Source organism: Kaistella sp. CFF1-2, from assembly GCF_059509915.1.
On sequence record NZ_JCAKLF010000001.1, the window covers coordinates 212,164 to 236,626 of the forward strand.

22 protein-coding genes are annotated in these 24,463 nt (G+C 35.6%); 11 read left to right on the plus strand and 11 right to left on the minus strand.

The window, feature by feature from the left end; all coding sequences use genetic code 11:
• Nucleotides 1-39 precede the first annotated feature (39 nt).
• From trpB to AC5XHR_RS01030, 6 genes are all read right to left on the minus strand, one after another.
• Nucleotides 40-1,227 carry a tryptophan synthase subunit beta gene (trpB, locus tag AC5XHR_RS01005; RefSeq protein WP_495948908.1) on the minus strand — a complete coding sequence of 396 codons (1,188 nt, stop codon included), beginning with the start codon at nt 1,225-1,227 and terminating at the stop codon, nt 40-42.
• 72 nt (nt 1,228-1,299) lie between these two features.
• Nucleotides 1,300-1,953, minus strand: coding sequence for a phosphoribosylanthranilate isomerase (locus tag AC5XHR_RS01010; RefSeq protein WP_495948909.1), 654 nt, complete (start codon nt 1,951-1,953; stop codon nt 1,300-1,302).
• 1 nt (nt 1,954) lies between these two features.
• A complete protein-coding gene (trpC, locus tag AC5XHR_RS01015) occupies nt 1,955-2,734 on the minus strand; it encodes an indole-3-glycerol phosphate synthase TrpC (RefSeq protein WP_495948910.1) in 780 nt (259 codons plus the stop codon).
• Nucleotides 2,735-2,745: 11 nt separating this feature from the next.
• Complete coding sequence (gene trpD / locus AC5XHR_RS01020; RefSeq protein ID WP_495948911.1) at nt 2,746-3,732, minus strand: anthranilate phosphoribosyltransferase; 987 nt, start codon at nt 3,730-3,732, stop codon at nt 2,746-2,748.
• 21 nt (nt 3,733-3,753) lie between these two features.
• The gene (locus AC5XHR_RS01025) at nt 3,754-4,320 is read right to left on the minus strand and encodes an anthranilate synthase component II (RefSeq protein WP_495949702.1); all 567 of its coding nucleotides are present in this window, start codon (nt 4,318-4,320) and stop codon (nt 3,754-3,756) included.
• Between the two features lie 23 nt (nt 4,321-4,343).
• Nucleotides 4,344-5,762 carry an anthranilate synthase component I family protein gene (locus AC5XHR_RS01030; RefSeq protein WP_495948912.1) on the minus strand — a complete coding sequence of 473 codons (1,419 nt, stop codon included), beginning with the start codon at nt 5,760-5,762 and terminating at the stop codon, nt 4,344-4,346.
• Between the two features lie 457 nt (nt 5,763-6,219).
• Here AC5XHR_RS01030 and AC5XHR_RS01035 point away from each other — a divergent pair, with 457 nt between their 5' ends.
• The 4 genes from AC5XHR_RS01035 (at nt 6,220) to lysS (ending at nt 9,616) form a co-directional block, all read left to right on the plus strand.
• Nucleotides 6,220-6,447, plus strand: a complete 228-nt coding sequence (locus tag AC5XHR_RS01035) for a hypothetical protein (protein WP_495948913.1) — start codon at nt 6,220-6,222, stop codon at nt 6,445-6,447.
• 7 nt (nt 6,448-6,454) lie between these two features.
• Nucleotides 6,455-6,841 (plus strand): c-type cytochrome, encoded by a 387-nt coding sequence (locus AC5XHR_RS01040; protein WP_495948914.1) that lies wholly within the window; start codon nt 6,455-6,457, stop codon nt 6,839-6,841.
• A gap of 84 nt (nt 6,842-6,925) precedes the next feature.
• Nucleotides 6,926-7,858: a 23S rRNA (adenine(1618)-N(6))-methyltransferase RlmF gene (gene rlmF, locus AC5XHR_RS01045; RefSeq protein WP_495948915.1), complete on the plus strand. Its 933-nt coding sequence runs from the start codon at nt 6,926-6,928 to the stop codon at nt 7,856-7,858.
• 63 nt (nt 7,859-7,921) lie between these two features.
• Nucleotides 7,922-9,616: a lysine--tRNA ligase gene (gene lysS, locus AC5XHR_RS01050; protein ID WP_495948916.1), complete on the plus strand. Its 1,695-nt coding sequence runs from the start codon at nt 7,922-7,924 to the stop codon at nt 9,614-9,616.
• A 66-nt stretch (nt 9,617-9,682) separates the two neighbouring features.
• Here lysS and AC5XHR_RS01055 read toward each other — a convergent pair whose 3' ends face one another.
• From AC5XHR_RS01055 to AC5XHR_RS01065, 3 genes are all read right to left on the minus strand, one after another.
• Nucleotides 9,683-10,369, minus strand: coding sequence for a DUF2490 domain-containing protein (locus AC5XHR_RS01055; RefSeq protein ID WP_495948917.1), 687 nt, complete (start codon nt 10,367-10,369; stop codon nt 9,683-9,685).
• A gap of 81 nt (nt 10,370-10,450) precedes the next feature.
• Entirely contained in the window at nt 10,451-11,458 is a 1,008-nt protein-coding gene (locus AC5XHR_RS01060; RefSeq protein ID WP_495948918.1) for a cytochrome d ubiquinol oxidase subunit II, read from the minus strand.
• Nucleotides 11,455-12,798: a cytochrome ubiquinol oxidase subunit I gene (locus tag AC5XHR_RS01065; protein ID WP_495948919.1), complete on the minus strand. Its 1,344-nt coding sequence runs from the start codon at nt 12,796-12,798 to the stop codon at nt 11,455-11,457. Before AC5XHR_RS01065 ends, AC5XHR_RS01060 begins: the two co-directional genes overlap by 4 nt.
• A 221-nt stretch (nt 12,799-13,019) precedes the next feature.
• Here AC5XHR_RS01065 and gyrB point away from each other — a divergent pair, with 221 nt between their 5' ends.
• From gyrB to AC5XHR_RS01080, 3 genes are all read left to right on the plus strand, one after another.
• Complete coding sequence (gene gyrB, locus AC5XHR_RS01070) at nt 13,020-14,954, plus strand: DNA topoisomerase (ATP-hydrolyzing) subunit B (protein ID WP_495948920.1); 1,935 nt, start codon at nt 13,020-13,022, stop codon at nt 14,952-14,954.
• A 70-nt stretch (nt 14,955-15,024) separates the two neighbouring features.
• The gene (locus AC5XHR_RS01075; protein ID WP_495948921.1) at nt 15,025-15,813 is read left to right on the plus strand and encodes a DUF3298 and DUF4163 domain-containing protein; all 789 of its coding nucleotides are present in this window, start codon (nt 15,025-15,027) and stop codon (nt 15,811-15,813) included.
• A 17-nt stretch (nt 15,814-15,830) separates the two neighbouring features.
• A complete protein-coding gene (locus tag AC5XHR_RS01080; RefSeq protein ID WP_495948922.1) occupies nt 15,831-16,685 on the plus strand; it encodes a diacylglycerol/lipid kinase family protein in 855 nt (284 codons plus the stop codon).
• 75 nt (nt 16,686-16,760) lie between these two features.
• On the opposite strand, the gene ggt is transcribed toward AC5XHR_RS01080, so the two are convergent.
• Complete coding sequence (ggt, locus tag AC5XHR_RS01085) at nt 16,761-18,449, minus strand: gamma-glutamyltransferase (RefSeq protein WP_495948923.1); 1,689 nt, start codon at nt 18,447-18,449, stop codon at nt 16,761-16,763.
• Nucleotides 18,450-18,593: 144 nt separating this feature from the next.
• Here ggt and AC5XHR_RS01090 point away from each other — a divergent pair, with 144 nt between their 5' ends.
• From AC5XHR_RS01090 to AC5XHR_RS01100, 3 genes are all read left to right on the plus strand, one after another.
• The gene (locus AC5XHR_RS01090) at nt 18,594-19,553 is read left to right on the plus strand and encodes an NAD-dependent epimerase/dehydratase family protein (RefSeq protein ID WP_495948924.1); all 960 of its coding nucleotides are present in this window, start codon (nt 18,594-18,596) and stop codon (nt 19,551-19,553) included.
• A gap of 117 nt (nt 19,554-19,670) precedes the next feature.
• Complete coding sequence (locus AC5XHR_RS01095) at nt 19,671-21,020, plus strand: DEAD/DEAH box helicase (RefSeq protein WP_495948925.1); 1,350 nt, start codon at nt 19,671-19,673, stop codon at nt 21,018-21,020.
• Nucleotides 21,021-21,103: 83 nt separating this feature from the next.
• Nucleotides 21,104-22,744, plus strand: a complete 1,641-nt coding sequence (locus tag AC5XHR_RS01100; RefSeq protein WP_495948926.1) for an ABC1 kinase family protein — start codon at nt 21,104-21,106, stop codon at nt 22,742-22,744.
• Between the two features lie 34 nt (nt 22,745-22,778).
• Here AC5XHR_RS01100 and AC5XHR_RS01105 read toward each other — a convergent pair whose 3' ends face one another.
• Nucleotides 22,779-23,432 carry a GDSL-type esterase/lipase family protein gene (locus tag AC5XHR_RS01105; RefSeq protein ID WP_495948927.1) on the minus strand — a complete coding sequence of 218 codons (654 nt, stop codon included), beginning with the start codon at nt 23,430-23,432 and terminating at the stop codon, nt 22,779-22,781.
• A 112-nt stretch (nt 23,433-23,544) separates the two neighbouring features.
• Here AC5XHR_RS01105 and era point away from each other — a divergent pair, with 112 nt between their 5' ends.
• Nucleotides 23,545-24,420: a GTPase Era gene (gene era / locus AC5XHR_RS01110; protein WP_495948928.1), complete on the plus strand. Its 876-nt coding sequence runs from the start codon at nt 23,545-23,547 to the stop codon at nt 24,418-24,420.
• Nucleotides 24,421-24,463 lie beyond the last annotated feature (43 nt).

Here is a 24,463-nt window from a genome sequence, read left to right on the forward strand (position 1 = left end):
ATTTATATAATTCTTTTTCTGTGTAATCTTTTGTACATATTACATTGTACTTTGTACACGAAGATATGTTTCCATATCTTTATCTCCACGACCACTTAAACACAACACAATAACATCGTTTGGATCAAATTTTTTCTTATCAAAAACAGCCAAGGCATGTGCGCTTTCCAAAGCTGGAATGATACCTTCCATTTTGGTCAAATTAAATGCTGCTTTCAAAGCATCTTCATCGTTGATACTTAAAAATTCGGCTCTATTTTGATCAAATAAATTGGCGTGCATGGGTCCAATTCCAGGATAATCCAAACCAGCAGAAATAGAATGAGGCTCGATTACTTGGCCATCTTTGGTTTGCATTACTAAACTTTGACTACCGTGCAAAATCCCTAATGTTCCCAAGAACGTCGTTGCCGCAGATTTTCCCGAATCTACACCCAAACCACCGGCTTCTGCGGCGATAATTTTTACTTCGGGTTCATTCACATAATGGTAAAACGTCCCAGCAGCATTGCTTCCCCCACCAACACAAGCGATGATATAATCTGGATTTTTCCGTCCTAATTGTTCTTGAAGTTGCTCTTTAATTTCTGCAGAAATCACACTTTGAAAACGTGCCACCAAATCCGGAAAAGGATGTGGACCAACCACGCTTCCAATGATATAATGCGTTGTTGTTGGATTGTTTATCCAATCTCGAAGCGCTTCATTTACGGCATCTTTCAATGTTTTGGAACCTGACGTTGCCGGAACCACAGTCGCTCCCAACATTTTCATTCGTGCTACATTCGGAGCTTGTCTTGCAATATCCACTTCGCCCATGTACACGATGCATTCTAAACCTAAAAGCGCACACGCCGTTGCTGTTGCCACGCCATGTTGTCCAGCTCCAGTCTCTGCGATGATTCTATTTTTCCCTAACTTTTTCGCTAACAATGCTTGTCCTAAAGCATTGTTGATTTTGTGAGCACCTGTATGGTTCAAATCTTCACGTTTCAGATAAATTTGAGTTCCATATTGTGCACTCAGTTTTTTAGCGTGATACAATGGCGTTGCCCGACCAACATAGTTTTTTAGTAAGTCTTGAAATTCTGCTTGAAACTCATCCGACTCAATGATTTCAAGATATTTTTTTTGTAATGCGTCAACATTTGGAAAAAGCATTTCTGGGATAAATGCGCCTCCAAATTCTCCGTAATAACCGTCTTTATCTGGGTTTTGATAGTTCATTATATTTGTATTAATATATTAAAGTAAAAAGTAGAATTGATGAATTCGTAAATACATTTTACATGGTACTTTTTAAAATACGTAATTTTTTAAGTTTTTTATTTTTTCTAAATTCTTTACACCGGGTTCAGTTTCAAATTTCGAATTTACATCCAATGCAAAAGGTTTGTTTCCAATATTTTCAATTTCATCAACATTTTCTAGTGAAATTCCTCCACTTAAAAAATAGGGAAGTGGAATATCCAAAACGTCTAAAATCTTCCAGTCAAATGATTTTCCGGTTCCACCAAAAGCGGAAGAATCGGTATCAAATAAAAGATAGGAGATAGGAGATACAAGATTTGAGACTTTTTCCAATTGAGATTTTAAGTTAAAAAAATCAGTACCAATTCTGATTACTTTAATTATTTTTATGTAATCAGGAAGTTTAGTTTTTAATTCAATAATAAAATCTTCATTTTCGTCGCCATGTAATTGAATAAAATTTAGCTTTGCCGTTTTCGAAATTCCAACGATGTTTTCAACTGTCTCATTCACAAAAACGCCTACTTTTCCAAAATGCGGAATTTCTGCAATTTGGTCTAAATTCAAATGATTCAAAACAAATCTTGGTGATTTTTCGTAGAAAATAAAACCCATATAATCAATCGAAAGATTGATTAACTCGGTAATTTCTTCCAAACGAGTCATTCCGCAAACTTTCAATTTTGGCTTCGTAATTTCCATTTTAAAACTGGGTATTTTGAATAAACGTTTCAAATTGTTCCTCTGGAGAATAGGCCTTCATGAAGTATTCACCCATTAAAAAACCATCGAAACCTTGTTCCTTTAAGAATCGAAAATCCGTTTCATTGTAAATTCCACTTTCAGCAACCGATAAAATGCCTTCTGGAAGCTTATTCTTCAGATCAATTGAATGCTGAAGATTAACTTTAAAATCTTTCAAATTTCGATTGTTAATACCAACAAAATCAATTTTTGAATTAACATGTTTGAGCTCTTCTTCGGAATGAATTTCCAGTAAAACTTCCAAATTTAGTTCATGAGAAAGTTCAGTAAATTCCTCAACTTGAAAAGGAGAAAGACAAGCGGCAATCAACAAAATTACATCGGCTCCCAATGCTTTTGCCTCATAAAATTGATACGCATCAATCATAAAATCCTTACGCAGAATAGGAATATTGATGTGTGGACGTACATTCACTAAATCTTCAGAAGTTCCTCCAAAATACGGATAATCGGTCAAAATAGACATGGCGCTAGCTCCAAATTTTTCGTACGCTTTACCAACCGAAACAAGATTTGCAATATCGTTGATAATTCCTTTGCTAGGCGACTTTCGCTTAAATTCGGCAATAATTCCAGTTCTGGATTTCATTGTTTCTTTTAAGGAAAAAGTCGGTCTACTGAAAAATGGTTTTTCTCGCAATTCATCGATAGAAATTAAGCTTTTTGAATTGCTAATTTCTGCTTTTTTATCTTGAATAATTGAATCTAAAATGGTCATTTTAAAAGGTTTTAATTTTTAATCTTTTCAAGACTTTGCAACGCTTTTCCTGAAAACAAACTTTCCTTTGCTAACTCTAAACACGACGAATAATCTCCATATTTTTGTGTATTCATCAATGCTATCGCGGCATTGGCTAAAACCACAGAGTTTTGAGCATCGCTTCCTTTTCCTTGAAGAACATCCATGAAAATTTTAGCAGTATATTCTTTTGTATTCCCTCCAAAAATTAATTCGGATTGGATCGTTGGGAATTTCAAATCTGAAGTTGAATAAATCTTTTCACCATTTTTATTGATGATTTTAGTATCGCCCGTTAACGAAATTTCATCGTAACCATCCAAAGCATGAACCAACATGAAATCGTGATTTTCTTTCTGCAAAACGTATTGATACAAACGTGCAATTTCCAAATTAGCAACACCAATCATGGAGAATTTCGGTTTTGCCGGATTAACCAAAGGGCCTAAAAGATTAAAAAATGTTTTCAAACCTAGTTGCTTTCGCATCGGGGCAACCGATTTTAAAGCTGGGTGGAAAAGAGGAGCGTGAAGAAAACAGATATTTCCTTTGTCCAAATCTCGTTTTAAATCCTCCGCATTATCTTTAAATTGATAGCCAACTTCTTCCAAAACATTGGATGAACCGCTAATCGATGAAGCTCCGTAATTCCCTTGTTTTGCAACTTTTTGACCGGTTCCGGCAACAACAAAACTCGCTAAAGTAGAAATATTGAAGGTGTTTTTTCCATCACCACCAGTTCCTACAATATCCACCAAATCCTCGGTTTCTAAGTCAATTGGTGTACATAATTGCAGTAAAGCCTCGCGAAAGCCTTGTAATTCGCCCATTGTAATGCTACGCATCAAGAAAACCGAAATAAACGAAGTCACCTCACTTTCGTTAAATTTATTATAGGAAATCTCCGTTAAAATTGCTTTTGCTTCAGCTTTTGTTAACGTTTGATGGTTGAATAAGTATTGTAAAATTTCTTTCATTTTTTCTAGTAAAAAAAGGAATTAGTTTTTAAGAAAATTTTCGATGATTTGTCTCCCAGAAGGTGTTAAAATACTTTCAGGATGGTATTGAACTCCGTGTACATCGTATTGTTTATGTTTCAAAGACATAATCATTCCTTGATTATCCACCGAAGTCACTTCTAACTCTTCCGGAAAGCCTTCGGGATTTACCGCCCAAGAATGGTATCTCCCAACTTCTAAAGTTTCAGGGAGATTGTTGAACAATAGATGCGCTTTCGTTTGTTTTGCATCGGTTGCTACACCATGGAAAATTTCAGAAAGATTAATTAAATTTCCTCCGAAAGCTTCGGCAATCGCTTGTTGACCAAGGCAAACTCCAAAAATAGATTTTGTAGGAGCGTAGGTTTTTATTAAATCCAATAAAATTCCCGCTTCTTCTGGAATTCCAGGGCCAGGTGAAAGAAAGATTTTATCGTATTTTTCTATTTCCGCTAAAGGAATTTGATCATTTCTAACGACATCTACTTCATGGCCAACAATTTCTTCAATCATCTGAACCAAATTGTACGTAAAACTGTCGTAATTATCAAAAACTAATATCATAATGGTAAATTTTCAATGGTTAATTATTAGATTTTTTCGGCTTTTTTAATTGCTTTTTTCAAAGCTCCTAATTTGTTATTCACTTCTTGCAATTCGTTTTCAGGAACCGAATGAGCAACCAATCCAGCACCAGCTTGATAAAACAAGGTGTTATTTTTACTTAAAAAAGTACGTATCATAATAGCTTGGTTGCAACTTCCGTCAAAACCTACAAAACCAACGCAACCACCATAATAACTGCGAGACGTTTTCTCATACAAATCAATAAGTTCCATGGCTTTATATTTTGGTGCGCCGCTTAATGTTCCTTGCGGAAACGTAGTTGCCATCATGGAAAAAGGATTTTGATTGGGTTTTAAATCAGCGGTAACTTCACTGACCATGTGAATAACGTGGGAGAAAAACTGAATTTCTTTCAATTTAGTCACTTTTGTATTTTTACCGTAAATGCTTAGGTCATTTCGAGCCAAATCAACAAGCATTGTATGTTCGGCATTTTCTTTCGGATCTTTTTTAAGCTCTTCTGCAGCTTCTAAATCTTTTCCAATGCTACCGGTTCTTTTAAAAGTTCCTGCAATTGGGTGAATAATCGCTTTATTATCCTTAATGATCAATTGACTTTCTGGGCTTGATCCCATCAATTTATAATCGCCATAATCGAAGAAAAATAAATAAGGAGATGGATTGATATTTCGCAAAGCACGATACACATTAAACTCGTCACCAATAAATTTTTGTTCGAATCTTCGGCTTAAAACCAATTGAAAAACATCACCTCGGAAACAATGTTTCTTAGCCAATTCAACCGAATTTCGATATTCTTCATCGGTTAAATTAGACGTTTCATTTCCAGCAGTTTCAAAAGGAAAAATAGGCGCATTTTTTTGATTAATCAAATCTTCAATTAACTTTCGTTCTGATTTTAGTCCAGCAATATGATTTTCAATTAAAAACATTTCATCATTAAAGTGATTAATAGCAATCACATACTGATAAAAACGGTAGCGCATCAGTGGAATTTCATTTTCAACAGACGCTTTTTTGAATTTAATATTTTCAAAAAACGGAATCGCATCGTAACTTGTATATCCAAAAAATCCTTGCGCATGTTTTGCGATTGTTTCGTTATTTTCTTCAGTGATAAAACAAGCTGAAAACTCTTGCAAAAGATCCGTAAGAACTTCATTCTCTAGAGAAATGGTTTCTGGATCCCCCAATGGAAACTTGAATTCAGCTTCTTGATAATTGGAAATTTCGATACCAGCAATCGCATTAATCGCAATGAAAGAGTAGTTGTTTCCCGAATTTTGATTTCCTGCACTTTCGAGCAAAATCGTATCGCGAAATTTATCACGTAATCTCAAGTAAATTCCGATGGGAGTAAAAAGATCGGCAACAGAAGATTTTACGGTTGTTTTTATTTGTATTTTTTCTTTGAATTTCATTTTTGTAAGGGTTTCCAAAGGTGTTTTTATTTTAAATTTTGAACAAAAAAAAGACTTTAACACAAGCGTCAAAGTCCATTATATAGTTTTCTTATACTTCTTTTCCATACAAAAAAGGATAATGCTTCAAGACCTTGAACAAGATTTTGAATGCCACCACCAATTTTTGTTTGTTATTCTTAACATGATGGCAAATGTATAAAGGATTTTTCAATTAACAAAATTCTTTTTTGCGAATTAGGAAAACAATTGAATTAGTATCGTCTTTGTTTTCAAAGTTTTACCAATTTCTGCATGAACATTCTATAAAGCTTCTATTTAATTTTGAAAATATCTAAAGAAACAACTCAAATAGGGAATGAATTTATATTCTTGTTTAAAAAACGTTTAAATAACGGTTTTTTAAATTCTAATTAGGAATATATTTTCTATTTTTGTGAAAAATAATTTAAATAAAATGAAAAAAATAGTATTCAGTATCTTAGTAGGAGGATTAGCATTTGTAAGTTGTTCAAAAAACAATGATAATGCTTTGCAAGACAGCAATACCATGATGGAGGAGCCAGAAGTAAAGGTGAACGATTCTGCGGCTGCGAAAACATTACCAGACCTAGGAGCTGAAAAAGCACAAACACCAACCGTGCAAGAAGCTGCTGTAAAAGTAGATTCGGCACAAGCAAAATAATAGTAGTATGAAAAGAATATTCGCAATCGTTGCCGTAGCGATTCTTGCGGTACAATGTTCGAAAAAAGAACAACAACCAGAAGTTGAAGAGCAATCTGCATTTACGCCGCCGAAGCAAGAAGTTGCTGTTGTTGAAGGTGATAAATCGTTACCTGGTTATGCATTAATCAATGGTTCCGATTGCTTGAGTTGCCATAAAGACAGCGAAAAGTTTATAGGACCTTCATACGCCGAAGTGGCTGCTAAATATACCGCTGCTGATGCGGATTTGTTAGCTTCAAAAATTATCGACGGAGGAAGTGGAGTTTGGGGACAAGTTCCTATGCAAGCGCATCCCAACATCACTAAAGAGGAAGCCAAGAAAATGGTAGAGTATATTCTTTCTATGAAGTAATCATCAACTTGAAAAAAATATAAAAAGGACAGCAACTATGTTGTTCTTTTTTGTTTTCAACTGTATAGATTCAAATAAAAATTTATGTCTGAAAAATCAAATTTGCATCCACGAAATCTCCATCGTAATTCGTACAATTTCGAGGAACTCATCTCTATAGTTCCTGAATTGAAACATTATGTTTTTACGAATGCGTTCGAAACAATGACGATCAATTTCAGCCTTCCACAAGCGGTGAAATTACTTAATAAGGCATTGCTTTTGAAGTATTATGAGGTTAAAAATTGGGACATTCCTGAAGGAAATCTTTGTCCGCCAATTCCTGGTCGTGCAGATTATATTCATTATTTAGCAGATTTATTAGCGGAGGAAAATGGGGAAATTCCAACTGGAAAATCCGTAAAAGGTTTGGATATTGGAGTAGGAGCCAATCTCGTTTATCCTTTATTAGCACATCATTCGTATAGTTGGGAAATGATGGGAAGTGATGTAAATCCAAAATCGTTGGATAATGCACAAAAGATTTTAGATCAAAATCCGCAATTAGAATCTAAAATTCATTTGAAACTTCAACCCAATTCTGATTACATTTTTAAAAATATTATTTCACAAGAGGATCGATTTGTATTTTCAATGTGCAATCCACCTTTTCATGATTCTGAAGAAGCAGCAATGCTTGGAAATCGAAGAAAAAATAATAATCTTCGGAAATCAAAAGTTCAGAAAAACAATCTCAATTTTGGAGGTCAACATTCCGAACTTTGGTGCGAAGGTGGCGAAATGACGTTCATTAAAAAAATGATCAATGAAAGTGTTCAGTTTTCCTCACAAGTACTTTGGTTTACAAGTTTGGTTTCTAGGAAAGATCATTTACATCAGTTGACAACTCTTTTAAAAAACATTAATGTTTTAGAATTCAAAATTATTGATATGGCGCAAGGTCAGAAAGTAAGTCGAATTTTAGCATGGACTTTTATTCCGAAAGAAAATAGGAAAAATTGGTTTTTAGGTAGCTGAAAATTTAAGTTTCATAACGACTTAAAAATCCGTATTTTTGCATCTTTAAAAAATTTAACAAAAATGTCATTATCAGAACAGGAAATCATCCGTCGCGAGAAATTGCAAAAACTGAATGCTCTTGGAATTGACGCATTCCCAGCCGAAGAATACAAAATTACAGATACTACTGCATCTATAAAACAGAAATTCGAGGAAGGGAAGAAGGTGAAGCTTGCCGGAAGATTGATGTCTAGACGAATTCAAGGGAAAGCAAGTTTTGCAGAATTGCAAGATTCGGCGGGGAGAATTCAGGTCTATTTCAACCGTGATGAAATCTGTACTGGTGAAGACAAAGAAAAATACAACGAAGTTTACAAGCACCTTTTAGACATCGGTGATATCATTGGAATTGAAGGTGAATTGTTCCAAACTCAAGTTGGCGAAATGACGGTTATGGTAAAAGATTTTACACTTCTTACCAAGTCGCTTCGCCCATTACCACTTCCAAAAGTAGATGCTGATGGAAATATTTTTGACGCATTTAACGATCCGGAATTAAGATACAGACAACGTTATGCTGATTTGGTTGTAAACCCGAATATTAAAGAGATTTTCGTAAAAAGAACCAAGTTATTTAATGCGATGCGCTCGTTTTTCAATGACGCTGGTTATTTCGAAGTAGAAACACCGATTCTACAATCAATTCCTGGTGGAGCAGCTGCAAAACCTTTCATCACGCATCATAATGCTTTAGATATTCCTTTATATTTGAGAATTGCAAACGAACTGTATCTAAAAAGATTAATTGTTGGTGGTTTTGATGGTGTTTATGAATTCTCGAAAAACTTCCGTAACGAAGGGATGGACAGAACGCATAATCCAGAATTTACGGCCATGGAAATCTATGTTGCGTACAAGGATTATAACTGGATGATGGATTTCACCGAGAAATTATTAGAATTCTGTGCAACTCAAGTTAATGGTTCGGCAGAATCTACATTTGGTGAACATCAAATTAGCTGGAAAGCGCCGTATCCAAGGGTTTCGATGACAGAAGCTATCTTGAAATTTACAGGTTTTGATATCACAGGAAAGTCGGAGCAAGAATTATTTGATTTTGCTAAATCTATCGGAATCGAAGTGAATGAAACAATGGGTAAAGGAAAATTAATTGATGAGATTTTTGGTGAAAAATGTGAAGGAAACTTCATCCAGCCAACGTTCATTACAGATTATCCGATTGAAATGTCGCCTTTAACTAAAAAACATAGAAGTCAAGAAGGTCTTACAGAGCGTTTTGAATTGATGGTTTGTGGAAAAGAAATCGCGAATGCATATTCGGAGTTGAATGACCCAATCGATCAACGAGAGCGTTTTGAAGCACAAATGGCGTTGTCAGAAAGAGGTGATGATGAAGCGATGTTTATCGATCAAGATTTCCTCAGAGCGTTGGAGTACGGTATGCCGCCAACTTCTGGCTTAGGAATTGGAATGGACCGATTAATTATGTTTTTAACGAACAATCCTTCGATTCAGGAAGTTCTATTTTTCCCTCAAATGAGACCTGAGAAAGTAACACCACAAGTGGAACTTGGAGAAGATGAAAAATTGATTCTTGAAATTCTAAAGTCTGGTGCAACCTTACCGCTAAATGAGGTTAAAGAAAAATCTCAATTATCAGGTAAAAAATGGGACAAAGCGTCTAAAATTTTAACCAAGAACAATTTGGTGAAAGTGGAAAAAGTGGACGATGTTTTATTGATTAAGTTGGTTTAATACCGAAGTATATACAAACAAAAAGCGAACTATATAGTTCGCTTTTTTTATTCTTAAAAACTGTATTTAAAGATTGGATTCTTCCTTTTTTAAACCAAAAACATCGTTTAAATAAAACCCAATTTGAAGTTGATTTCGACTCACGGAAGCTGTTGATTGATTCATATAGCCAGCTTCTAAACGCATTTTATCATTAATGACATAACCAATTCCGCCATACAATCGATTTCTGTCGTATGCATCCTTTTTTGCGTTAATAAAAATCTCATCATAAATGTTCGCGTACCATGTATTTTTAATCAAAGATGTATTGTTGAAAGGAATGTTCACACTCAATTGATAACGAAAACGAACCTCCATTTTCGGTTCCAAAAAACGTTCTTCAATTCGATAACGATGATTCAAACTAACTCTTCCAAACTTTTGTTTGGTAATAAATTGTTGAAAAATTCGATGTTCTTCTACCGATTTTACATTTTGATCACCATCATAATTTCGAGAATGAACATAGGCGTAACCAAGTAAAACATTGTTGTTATTTTCAGCTAAATTATAGGCAATTCCCGTTCGTAAAAGTAATTGATTGAGGTCTCCTAAAAATTCAAAATCACGATACTGAACTTCATAATGAATATTGAATTTATCATTCATCTTTTCGTTTCCAAAAAGCATCAACCAATTTCCAGTGTCCGATTTTTGTGCTTTAATTGAACCAATTCCTAAGAGTGTAAAAAACAAAAATTTCAGCTTCATATTTTCAATTTACACAAATATAGATAAAAACTATCAAATAATTGTTTTTGAAAATTAAAATCTATAAATATAAAGATTAGATCAACTCTCGACTTTCCGCCTCATCGTGTAGATTAAATAAAACAAAAACGGAAGTATAAATATTGAACCAATTAAAAGTGCCCAAGCCAATGCATTGATAGTTGCTTCTGGAGCAGCGTGTTCTATCAAAGAATAATGGTTACCATTTCCTAGTAAAACAATATCTGGATAATGTTGATAGGTTGCTGCGACCAATATCAAAACTACTTGCAACCCCGCAAATAATCGGATCGGAAGGAGTTTTCGGATTTTCATGCAGTAAAAAATTAAACCTAACAAAATCGTTGCTACAACAACAGCTGCAATTCCCAACGGTTTCGAAAATATCCACTGAAATAATGGGATTCCAGAATAATTAGCGGCTCCAAAAACCAATATTCCTGTTAAAATAACTAATACCATTGCTTTTTTAGATTTCCCAATCATCATCGTTACTTCGTCATCACTTCGGCTTTCTCGGATGGAAAGAATACACGCCAAATACGAACAAATCGCAATCGTGAAAAGTCCTACAGCGACGCCAAAAAGATTGAGCCAACTAAAAATATAGAGGTCCAAAAAGTTGGTTGCATCGGGATTAATTGATGATGAAACGGTTGCTGCAGCAATAATGCCTAAAAAGAAAGGCGTCAACAAACTTGCTGCATAAAATATTCTCGAGTACAAAACCTGCCATTGATCTTCTACTGCATCGTAATTTCTAAATGTAAAAGCCGTTCCACGCGCGATAATTCCCACCAACATCAACACCAAAGGAATATGAAGATAAGTTGAAATTCCGGCGTAAATCTGCGGAAAACCAACAAATAAAACCACAATTGCGATAATCAACCACATGTGATTGGCTTCCCAAACGGGGGCAATCGCATCGTGCATAATATCGTGAACTTTCTTTTTTGTGTTTTTTCCAGCGAAAAGTTCAACAATTCCACCACCGAAATCCGCGCCGCCAAAAACGACGTACAAACAAACGGAAAGCCATAAAAAGGCGATAACTACGTAGATCATGACTTTTTAGTTTTAGGTGAATAATTCGGATCGGTTGGGTCGTATAATTTCGGAACCATTTTAATTTGTCTTGACAATAAAAAAGCTAAAATCATTGCTAAAGTCACAAATATAAACGTGAAAAAGTAAAAAGAATATTGGATTCCTGGCATTGGCGTTACGGCGTCAATGGTTTTCATGACACCATAAATTATCCACGGTTGTCGCCCAACTTCGGTGACAGTCCAACCAGCTTCTAGAGCGATATAACCAAATGGTGTCGCAATAAAAAACATTTTAAGAAACCATTTTTTGGTCATCCATTCTTTCTTTTTGTATAAAGCGAAAAGATAAATACCACCCATCAACATCATCACAACACCAAAGAAAATCATAATCTGAAAAGCGTAGTGAACAACGGCAACTGGCGGCCACAAATCTCTTGGGAAATCATTTAATCCTTTAACTTCACCATTAAAATCTCCTGTTGCCAGAAAACTTAAAACTTTTGGAACTTTAACGGAATATTTTACTTTACCCGTTTTTTCATCAGGAATCCCGCCCAAAACGAAAGCAGCCCCTTTTTCAGTTTCAAAATGAGCCTCCATCGCGGCTAGTTTAATTGGTTGTCTTTTAGTAACTGATTTCGCAGCAATATCACCGCTTAACGGAGCTCCAAAAGCGCCAATCAACGCAAATCCCATCGCAATTCGGAATGCTTTGGTGTGAAACTCGACATTTTTCTTTTTTAAAATTAAATAGGCATGAACACCTGCAACCGCAAACCCAGTTGCACAAAATGCAGCAACAGTCATGTGAAAGGCTTGTGGAAACCACGCTTCATTAAACATCGCTTTGATGGGATCAATGTTGATGTATTCACCATTAACAAAATCAAAACCAGCAGGACTATTCATCCAAGCATTGGCGGCTACAACAAGGATTCCTGATGCCAAACCACTAATCCCAACAATTAATCCGCAAACCCAATGAAACCATTTGTTTAATCGTTCCCAGCCGTACAAGAAAAAACCTAAAGCAATGGCTTCAATAAAAAATGCCGTTCCCTCAAGCGAGAATGGCATTCCGAAAATGGGACCTGCATGTTCCATAAATTTTGGCCACAATAAACCTAACTCGAAAGAAAGCATCGTCCCTGAAACCGCGCCTGTTGCAAAAAGAATTGCAACACCTTTACTCCAGGCTTTGGTGAGTCCTTTGTAGATTTCGCTTCCCGTTTTTAGATATTTCCAATGAGAGTAGGCCATAAGAAAAGGCATTACCATCCCAACACAAGCGAATATGATGTGAAAACCTAATGATAGAGCCATTTGCGACCGAGCCGCGATAAAATCATCCATCCTATAAAAAATTAATGAGAGTAAAGTTAGGGATTAGAAGTTGCTTATACTTACATAATTGTGGATTATTTTTAAACAAAATTTTTAAATTATTGAATACTATTTTTCGGTATTTTTTTATCAAATCTTTAACTAATTTTTGGATGCTAAAAACTTTCAAAACCCGAAAATTTTCACGATATTTGTAGGTCTTTGCACAGCGCAAAAATTAAAAATTTTATATGAGTCAAAAACAATATACAGCAAGTAGTATTCAGGCATTGGAAGGAATGGAGCACGTACGTATGCGTCCTTCGATGTACATTGGTGATGTGGGCACTAGAGGTCTTCACCATTTGGTTTATGAAGTAGTGGACAACTCTATTGATGAGGCTTTGGCAGGTTATTGTGATACAATTACGGTAACCATCAAAGAAGGCAACGGAATCGAAGTGACCGATAACGGTCGTGGTATTCCGGTTGACTTTCACGAAAAGGAGCAAAAATCAGCTTTGGAGGTTGTAATGACCAAAATTGGAGCAGGAGGGAAGTTCGATAAAGATTCGTATAAAGTTTCGGGAGGTTTACATGGTGTTGGGGTATCGTGTGTTAACGCGCTTTCTAACGACATGATTACAACGGTTTTCCGTGACGGAAACGTATACCAACAACATTATCAAAGAGGGAAAGCTCTAGAAGATGTTAAGCAAGTAGGAAATACTGACAAGCGTGGAACAATGCAGTTCTTCCAGCCGGATGATAGTATTTTCACTGAGTTGGTGTACAATTACGATACATTAGCAAATCGTTTGAGAGAACTTTCTTATTTAAATAAAGGAATTACAATCACTTTAACAGACGAAAGACAAGTTTTGGAAGATGGAAGTTTCAAGCATGAAGTTTTCCATTCTGAAGGTGGTCTTAAAGAATTCGTTGAGTATATCGATGGAAATCGCGAATCGATCATGGAGCATGTTATTTACATGGAAGGTGATCGAGAAGGGATTCCTGTAGAAGTGGCGATGCGTTATAATACGTCGTTTAACGAAAACCTTCACTCGTATGTTAACAATATTAATACACACGAAGGAGGAACGCATTTAGCTGGTTTCCGTAGAGCACTAACAAGAACTTTGAAGAAATATGCTGATGAACTTGGTTTACCAGCAAAAGAGAAAGTAGAAGTTACAGGAGATGACTTCCGTGAAGGACTTACAGCGGTTATTTCTGTTAAAGTTATGGAACCTCAATTTGAAGGTCAAACCAAAACAAAATTAGGTAACTCAGAAGTTTCGGGTGCGGTTGATAAAATCGTTGGTGAAATGCTAACGAACTTCCTAGAAGAAAATCCTTCTGAGGCTAAAACAATCGTTCAGAAAGTGGTGTTGGCAGCGAAAGCGCGTCAAGCAGCTAAGAAAGCGAGAGAAATGGTTCAACGTAAATCGCCAATGGGTGGTTCTGGACTTCCAGGGAAGTTATCCGATTGTTCTTCAAAAGATCCAGCAGAATCAGAATTATTCCTAGTGGAGGGAGATTCCGCGGGTGGTACGGCAAAACAAGGTCGTGACCGTCATTTCCAAGCAATTCTTCCTTTGAGAGGTAAGATTTTGAATGTTGAAAAATCTATGCTTCACAAAGTATATGACAACGACGAAATCAAAAATATCTATACAGCATTAGGTGTAAGCGTTGGAACAGAAGAAGATTCAAAAGCTTTGAATTTAACAAAACTTCGATATCACAAAATCGTAATTATGACCGATGCCGATATCGATGGATCTCACATTTCGACGTTGATTTTGACATTCTTCTTTAGATATATGAAAGAATTGATTGAGAATGGATATATCTATATCGCTCAACCACCTTTATATTTATTGAAAAAAGGAAACAAAAAAATCTACGCATACAACGAAAAAGAGCGTGAAGAAATTACGCTAGAAATGTCACCAGACGGAAAAGGAGTAGAGGTACAACGTTATAAAGGTCTTGGGGAAATGAATCCTGAACAGCTTTGGGATACAACGCTTAACCCAGAACACAGAACCCTGAAGCAAATCACGATTGAAAATGCGGTTGAAGCAGACAGTACATTCTCGATGTTGATGGGAGACGAAGTTCCTCCAAGAAGAGAATTTATTGAGAAGAATGCAATCTACGCAAGAATCGACGTTTAAGAAGCGTTTATATAAAATATAGGAAAGCCGCCATGTTGCGGCTTTTTATTTAACAATAAAGTACTACGATATGAAAAAGTTTATAGTAAGTTTAGTTGCCATTACCGCTTTGGTAAGTTGTAAAAAAGATAAAGAAACCGTTACAACAGAAAACAACGAATTAAAAATTGATTCGGTTGTGGTGAAGGATTCTTCGGTGCTTAATAAAAATCTTACTTTAGAATATTCAACATCGTTGTTGGTTTTCCCAACAATAAAGGAAAAACCATTGCAAGACAGTATTTATTTTTGGATTGATTCGTTGCAAGATTTTTCTAAAACAGGACTTCAAAAACATGCTGATAATGCCAAAAACAAATTCTACAAAGGCATTGAGAAAGATTGGGTAGAAGATCAAGATCATCCAGATCGTTGGTACGAAAACTCTAAAATGAAAGTTCTTTCTCAAGAGCATCAGTACTTGCAATTGGAATATTTTGTGGCTAGTTATATGGGCGGTGCGCACGGAAATTACGGGTTCTTCAACCGAGTTTTCGATCTTCAAAACAAGAAAACGGTTGTTCTTTCTGATATTACAACAATGTCCGAAGACAAACTTTCAGCTTTGTTGATGCAAAATATTGATACCAAAACTTCTGCAGCAACAGACCAAGACGGTGAAGTGAAAAATTCTGAAATGCTTTTGGTGGAGAAAATTCCAACAACACGAAATTTCTATTTTGATCAAAATAATTTGTATTTTCATTACAGTCCGTACGAAATTACTGCGTATGCAGCAGGTGATGTTTTGATTCCGATTTCTTGGCAAGAATTGGCATCAACATTAACTCCTGAATTCAAAAAAAGAATGGGATTATAGAAAATTAAAGCTCAGAAATGATTGACAACTGCATTTTTATTATCAACCCAAACTCCGCAAAAGGGAAGTACGACGGCTTCGTAGCAAGTTTACAAAAGCTGCATCCGAATGCAAAATATTTTGTTTCTGAAAGTAAAGAACATACGACAGAAATTATTCAAACACATTTTGAAAATACGGATATTTTTGTTGCTGCAGGAGGCGATGGAACGATTTCGTCTATTGCGGAACATTTGATTAATTCGGATAAAATTCTTGCAGTGTATCCGATGGGATCGGGGAACGGATTTGCTCGCGAAAATGATTTCACCAAAGATATTGAAGATCTTCTTGCTAAAATTAAAGTAGGAAAAAGTATGAAAATCGACACGGTGAAAATTGATTCTCATATTTCTTTAAACGTTTCTGGAGTAGGCTTTGACAGCATTGTTGCCGATTCTTTTGAAGGAACAAATCGAGGTTTTCTTAACTATATTAAGACGACTATTGGAACGTATTTTAAATATGAAGGAATTGAAGTTTCTTTCAAAACCGAAGAACTGAAAAAGTATAATGGGTCGTATTTAATGTTGAATATTGCCAATACACGCCAGTTTGGAAACAACGCTTACATAGCACCGCAAGCGGACATGGCAGATGGTTTAGCCGAATTAGTTTTGGTAAAACACTTCCCAAATACACATATTCCGATTTTTGCAAAGCAATTATTTTCAAAAGAATTACATTTGAATCCGTACGTTGAGTTTATTCCGTTCAAAGAACTTGAGTTGGAAGTCAACCAAGATATTTGGCATATTGATGGCGATGTTCAGAAGATTAATTCTCCGGTTCAGCTTAAAGTGCAACCTGCAAGTTTGAATATTTTGATTTAAAAATCAGCTCAATAAAAACATAAAAAAATCCAAGAACTAATTTCTTGGATTTTTTATTTTATCGAGTTAAAACTACTATTGAACAGCTACAGAGTCATCTCCGCGACCATCAGCTACCGCTGTAATTTTGCCATCTTTATCAATTTGAATGTATTCCATTTTACCAATCATTGAACGGTTTTCAGCTTTATAACCCATTTTTTCTAATTGCTGAATCGTTTCTTTAGAAAAACCTTTTTCAAAATCTACCGTTTCTGGTAGCCATTGATGATGGAATTTCGGTGCATTAATCGCCATGTTTGGTGTTAATTTAAAATCAATAATATTCACCAAAGTTTGGAAAACCGATGTGGGAATCGTTGTTCCGCCCGGTGTTCCTACAACCATAAACGGTTTTCCGCCTTGAAGTACGATTGTTGGCGCCATAGAAGACAACATTCTTTTCCCAGGTTGTATGGCATTGGCTTCTCCCCCAACGGCACCAAACATGTTTGGAACACCTGGTTTTACAGAGAAATCGTCCATTTCGTTATTCAAGAAAAATCCAGCCCCTGCAACAACGACTTTACTTCCATAAAGTCCATTCAAAGTTGTCGTAATCGATGCCATATTTCCTTCAGAATCAATAATTGAAACATGGGTAGTTTCTGTTGATTCTTTTCCTTGAGAAATAATTTTTCCAACTTCCGCACTTGGGGTTGCTTTACTGCTGTTGTATGATTTCCAACGATCCTTTAAATACGAATCTGAAATCAGTTTTTGCGTTTGATCTTTAATAAAATCGGGGTCGCCCATATATTCGGCACGATCGGCGTAAGCGCGTCTTTCGGCTTCCGTCATAATTTGTACGGCTTCAACCGAATTATGTTGATACTTTTCTAAGTTGGCGAAAGAGGTCATACGAAGCATTTGCGCCATCAAAATACCGCCACTAGAAGGCAACGGCATGGTAACAATATCATTTCCTTTATAGCTGAATTCTAAAGGTTTTCTCAAGCGAACTTGATAGTTTTTTAAATCTTGAAGGCTAATAATTCCGTTTCCACGCTTCATTTCAGAAACAATTAGTTCGGCAGTTTTACCTTCATAAAAGCCTTTTGCTCCTTCTTTTTGAATACGTTTTAATGTTTCCGCTAATTCTTTTTGAACTAAAAGATCGCCTTCTTTCCATTTTCCATCTTTTACAAAAACAGTTTTCGCTTTGTTGAATTTCACAAAATCGGCACGTTGCGAATTCAATAAATTAGCCTCATGTTCCGATATAGCAAAACCTTTTTCTGCCAAATCAATTGCGGGCTGAATTAATTGTGTCATAGGAAGTTTTGCATGTTTTAATGTTTCGTAAAAACCTGCAATAGAACCTGGAATTCCAACAGCTAAGTGTCCATTTTGAGAAAGATCGGTATTGGCATTACCTTTCTTATCTAAATACATATCGCGATGGGATTTTGCAGGAGCAGTTTCCCTAAAATCAATTGTAAATTTTTCTCCGTTCTGTTTTACACCAACCAAAAACCCACCACCACCGATATTTCCAGCTTGAGGATAAACAACAGCAAGTGCATATTGTGTTGCAATCGCGGCATCATAGGCATTTCCACCATTTCGCATCACCAAAGCTCCGGCTTCGCTCGCTAAAGGATGGGCAGAAACTACGACTCCTTTTTTCTTCACTTGAACCTCTTTTACCGTTGCATAATCGGTGTATTGAGCATCAACAACCTGAAGACTTACTAACGCCAAAAGGAGAACTAATTTTTTCATATCTAGAAAGTTTATACTATTAATTTTAAACGCATAAATGTAAAGAATTATTAAGGAAGTACGGGCAAAAATGGAAAAATTTATGTGTAAAAATCAGTTGGAAGACTTGGTCGTATTCTTTATATTTGCTTAAATAAAAAATTCATGAGCTCCACGGAAAAAATTCTTATTACCGGTGCCTTAGGACAAATAGGAACCGAACTTACCAACCGCTTGGTTGAAATTCACGGAAAAGAAAATGTAATTGCATCTGGCCTAGATCGTTGGGACAAGTCACTTACTTCAGCTGGATATTATGAACGAATGGACGTTAGTAACACTCAATTAGTGAAACAAGTTGTTCAAGATTACGAGATTACAACGGTATATCATTTGGCTTCTTTACTTTCCGGAACGTCAGAAAAACAGCCACTTTTCGCTTGGAGACTGAATGTGGAACCTTTATTGAATTTCTTAGAATTAGCTAAAGAAGGGTTAATTAAAAAAGTGTTTTGGCCAAGTTCAATTGCCGTTTTCGGTACAGGTATTCCAAAACATGATGTTGGTCAAGATGTCGTTTTGAATCCGACCACGGTTTATGGAATCTCAAAAATGGCAGGAGAGAAGTGGTGTGAATATTATCATGCAAAACATGGAGTTGATGTACGAAGCATCCGTTACCCTGGTTTAATTTCTTGGAAAACGCCTGCGGGTGGAGGAACAACTGATTATGCGGTTGAAATTTTTTACGAAGCTTTAGAAGAAGGTAAATACAAAAGTTTTATCAAAGAAGATACGGGAATGCCAATGTTGTACATGGATGATGCCATTGATGCAACTTTGAAGTTAATGGAAGCTCCAAAAGAACAATTAACTGTACATTCATCGTATAATTTAGGGGGAATGAGTTTTACACCATCGGAATTAGCTGCTGAAATCAAAAAACATCTTCCTGAATTTGAAATTTCCTACGAACCTGATTTTAGACAAGCCATTGCCGATTCTTGGCCTGCGTCTATCGATGATTCGATTGCGAAAAAAGATTGGGGACTTAATTATCAGTTCGGTATTGAAGAAATGACCGCTGATATGTTGAAAAACCTTCGAGTAAAACTTGGAAAATAAATAGTAGTTCGTCCCAGCCTTTGGCTGGGATGAATTGTTTTTACACCGAAATCTGTTTTCATTCTAAAAACGTATCTTTGCACTCCCATAAAGGAAAATCAACCTTAATTTCATCACATGAAAACCACATTTGCCCATTTTGACCTTTCAGAAAAAATCTTGGATGCTCTTGCAGACTTGAACCTTTTCGAGCCTACACCAATTCAAGAAAAAAGCTGGAGTCCGATTCTTTCTGGGCGCGATGTGATGGGAATTGCACAAACGGGAACGGGAAAAACATTAGCCTATTTACTGCCCACTTTAAAAACCTGGAACTATAATAAAACAGGAAATCCTTCCATCTTAATTCTTGTTCCAACAAGAGAATTAGTAGTTCAAGTAACCGAAATTGTTGAGTCGTTAACAAAGAATTTAACAGCTCGAGTAATCGGAATTTACGGTGGAAAAAATATCAATACACAGAAATTATTATTCAATGACGGTTGTGATATCTTAATTGGAACTCCCGGACGTGTGATGGATTTATCAATTGATAACGCAATCTCTTTAAAAGAAGTTAAGAAATTAATCATTGACGAATTTGATGAAATGCTAAACTTAGGTTTCCGACCTCAGTTGACGCATATATTCGAAATGATGAAGGAGAAAAGACAAAACATCCTATTTTCGGCTACGATGACGGAAGCTGTTGATGTGATGTTAGACGAATATTTTGCAAATCCTTTAGAAGTTACCCTTACAAAATCGGGAACGCCACTTGAAAAAATTGCTCAAAAAGGCTATAAAGTGGAGAATTTCAATACGAAAATCAACCTTCTAAAACACCTTATAGAAACTCAAGAAGATCTTTCGAAAATCTTAATTTTTACCAATAATAAACGTCATGCCGATTTGCTTTTCAACAAAATTGACGAGCTTTTCCCAGAACAATTTGATGTAATTCACTCCAACAAATCTCAAAACTATCGTCTTAAGGCGATGAATCGATTTGAACATGGTGAAATCAAAGGTTTAATTACCACCGACGTCATGGCTCGTGGATTGGACATTTCAGACATTACTCATGTTATTAACTTTGAAGTTCCAGATATTCCAGAACAGTACATTCACAGAATTGGTAGAACAGGTAGAGCTGATAAAGACGGAACTTCGATAACATTTACGACCAAGAAAGAAGAGATTTTACTTCTTGAAATTGAGATGTTAATGAGCAAAGAAGTGGATATGATTGACTTTCCTTCAGAAGTGAAAATCAATCCGCAGAAAATTGCGTCTGAAAAAGAAGATGTGATTATGAAAAACCCAGTTCAAATCAAGATGAACGAAGGTGGAGCGGCTTTCCATGAGAAAAAAGATAAAAACAAAAAAGAAAATTGGGGAGGCCCACATAAGCGAAAAGCACCAAAAAAAATCGGAGCCAATCGTGCACAACAAAAGGCAAAATCCAAAGCCAAAAGAAAAAAATAGCGAAAGTCTTTACTTTCGTTTTTTTATGTCTTAACTTTAAGTCTAGGAACACTTTTTGAAAGTCTAAACATAGAAATTATCGTATGTTCGAAAACCCAAGTAGAAAAATAAAGCGTTCGGCTAAGCTTATTTCCGTTTTAAGTAAATATGGATTTCAAGATTTACTTTTTCGGATGAATTTGCTGTCTGAAAACAAGAAAAATACATCTGAAAATCAAGAGCCCAATTCCGTGTATGTACGGATGCGAGGTGCGATTGAAGAATTAGGCCCAACCTTTATTAAGTTGGGACAAACCTTTAGTAATCGGGAAGATTTGCTACCGCTGCCCTTGATTAAGGAACTTCAAAAGTTGCAAGACAATGTCGATTCCGTAACGTTGGATGTCCCACAAATTCTAGAAGACGAATTTGGAATTTCTTGGCAAGATCACTTCATTTCAATTTCGCAAGAACCTTTGGCTTCCGCATCTATTGCTCAAGTTTATAAAGCCGTTTTAAAGGACGGAAGTCCCGTTATTTTAAAGATCAAGCGTCCAGGAATTGACCAAGTAATCAAAGATGATTTGATGTTGTTGAAAGATTTAGTAAAATTGATCGATTCTTATTCTGAGATTGCGGATAAAATCAATTTGAAAAATGCGATTGCAGCTTTTGAAAAATCTCTTTTGGAGGAACTTTCCTTGGTTAAAGAGCGAACAAATATTCAACAATTTGCATTGAACTTTAGAAATCATCCCGAAACGTACGTTCCGAAAGTCTATGATGATTATTCATCCGATTCGGTTTTATGTATGGAGTTTGTAGATGGCGTCAAAGTAACTGATGTTGACAAATTAAAAGCGCTAGGTTTAGATGCTAAAAAGATTTCGGAAACGGGTTTACGACTTTTCGTAGCACAGATGTTAGAGTATGGATTTTTCCATGCAGATCCGCATGCAGGAAATATTTTAATCCTCAAAGATGGTCGAATTGTGTTTATCGATTTCGGTGCCGTTGGTGTTATTCAGCCTAATGATCAAGAGATTTTGGAAAGTTTAATTCTCAATTTTCTAGCCAAACGACCGCAAAAAATTATTCGGAATCTAAAGAAAATGGCGATACAATACGATATTCCTGATGATAAAAAGTTTGAAAATGATGTTCGTCAAGTCCTAGAATTCATTCATAACACTTCTTTGAAAGATATTGAAGTTGCTGATATTTTGGATAAGATGAAAGATGTTCTCAAGGAAAACAAATTGGTGATGCCCGATTATTTTTATCTTTTATTTAAAGGAATCTCCTTGATTGAAGGTGTTGGACGAAGCATAAATCCTGATTTGGATATTGTTGAAAGTTTAAAACCCTACACAAAAAAGCTATTTTTCAATAGAATTCAACCAGAAAAACTTGCTAGAACAGGTTTTGAAAAGGCAAGTATGTTTGCAGAACAATTGGAGGAAATCCCGAATGAAGTTCGGTCTGTGCTTCATAAATTGGATGAAAATCAACTTAAAATAAATGCTGAAATCAAAAACATGGATCGTTTGGATTCGGTTTTGAAAAACGGAATGATCAATCTAATTTTAGGAATGATAATTTCTGCAAATATCATATCAACGGCAATACTTTGGGCGGCAGATTTAGGTCCCAAAATTGGCGACGTTTCCGTTTTACCAATTATTGGGATATTAATTTCGCTAAGCTTGATTATTTTGCTATTCGTACGAGTATTACGTAGATAAAAAAACTCCCAATGATTGGGAGTTTTTCAATTTTCTATTTTAAATATGGAGCCATTTTCTTGGTCCACAATTCGTATCCCGAAGGCTTCATGTGCAGCATATCTTCTAAGAAAATATCTTTGCGAACATTTCCATTTTTATCTTCCATCACTTTGGTGATATCAATGTATGACGCATTTTTCTCGCGCTTCATAAACTTTTTAATCATCTTGTTTGTTGCTTCAAACTGATTCCAAAGACGCTCTCTACTTGGCGACATTTTGATAGAAACATAATCCACTTGAATGTTTGGATAGTATTTTCTAATTGTTGAATAGAACTTCTTATAACGCTCAAAAGCAACTTTTGGATCTAATTTTTCATCAGCAGAAAAATCGTTTTCGCCACAATAAATAACAATTTGTCTTGGATTATATGGCTTAAGCAAGTCATCAGCAAAAACGTTTAAGTCTTTAATGGAAGAACCTCCAAAACCTCGATTAATAATGCCTTTTCCTGGAAAATAGTCGTTTACATCTTGCCAATTTGTAAAGGAAGAACTTCCGATAAACAGAATTTCATTTGCTTTTGGTGGCGAAGCAACGTCTAGTTGTTTAAATTTTTGAATATCATCCCAAAATTGGGGCTTTTGTTGAGCCATTGTCAACATAGAAATGCATACGAGCATCCAAGTCATCCATCTTTTCATAAAACCTAATTTTCCTCGAAATTACGGATAATCTAGGGAAGTCACGAAAGACTGTGAACCCAATTTTTACAAATTCTTTTTAGTACCTTTGTAGTCCTTATTTTTTGAAGTTATGCATAAAGCAGGATTTGTAAATATCGTCGGAAAGCCCAATGCTGGGAAATCAACTTTACTCAACCAATTAATGGGTGAGAAGTTGGCTATCGTTACCCAAAAAGCGCAAACGACACGACATAGAATTTTTGGAATTTATAACGAAGACGATTTGCAAATCGTGTTTTCGGATACGCCAGGTGTGTTAGATCCAAAATATATATTACAAGAAAAAATGATGGATTTTGTAAAGGATTCTTTACAAGATGCTGATGTTTTCTTATTTATTGTTGATGTGACGGATACAGCGCATCCATCGGAATTTTTAATTGATAAATTGAATAAAATTCCGGTTCCAGTTTTACTACTTTTAAACAAGGTAGACCAAACCAATCAACAAAAATTGGAGCAATTGGTAGAGGAGTGGCATCAAAAAATTCCAAAAGCAGAGATTTTACCAATATCGGCGTTAAATGCTTTTAATACGGATATTATTCTTCCAAAATTGAAATCTTTATTGCCAGAAAACCCGCCTTATTACGATAAAGATCAATATACCGATAAGCCTGAACGTTTCTTTGTAAACGAAGCGATTCGTGAAAAAATCTTGTTGAATTACGATAAAGAAATTCCATATTCTGTGGAAGTTGTAACCGAACTTTTCAAGGAAAAAGAAGGTATCATCTTCATAGATTCTATTATTTATGTAGAGCGCGATACCCAAAAAGGAATTTTAATTGGGCATAAAGGCGAAGCGATCAAAAAAGTTGGTACGGAAGCTCGTTTGGATTTAGAGAAGTTTTTCGGCAAAAAAATTCACCTTAATCTTTTTGTAAAAGTGAAAAAAGATTGGCGTAAAAATGATCGAGATCTTAAGAATTTTGGTTACAGATAGTGTATATTACACCTAAAAGTTTAGTTTATTACAATTATAATCT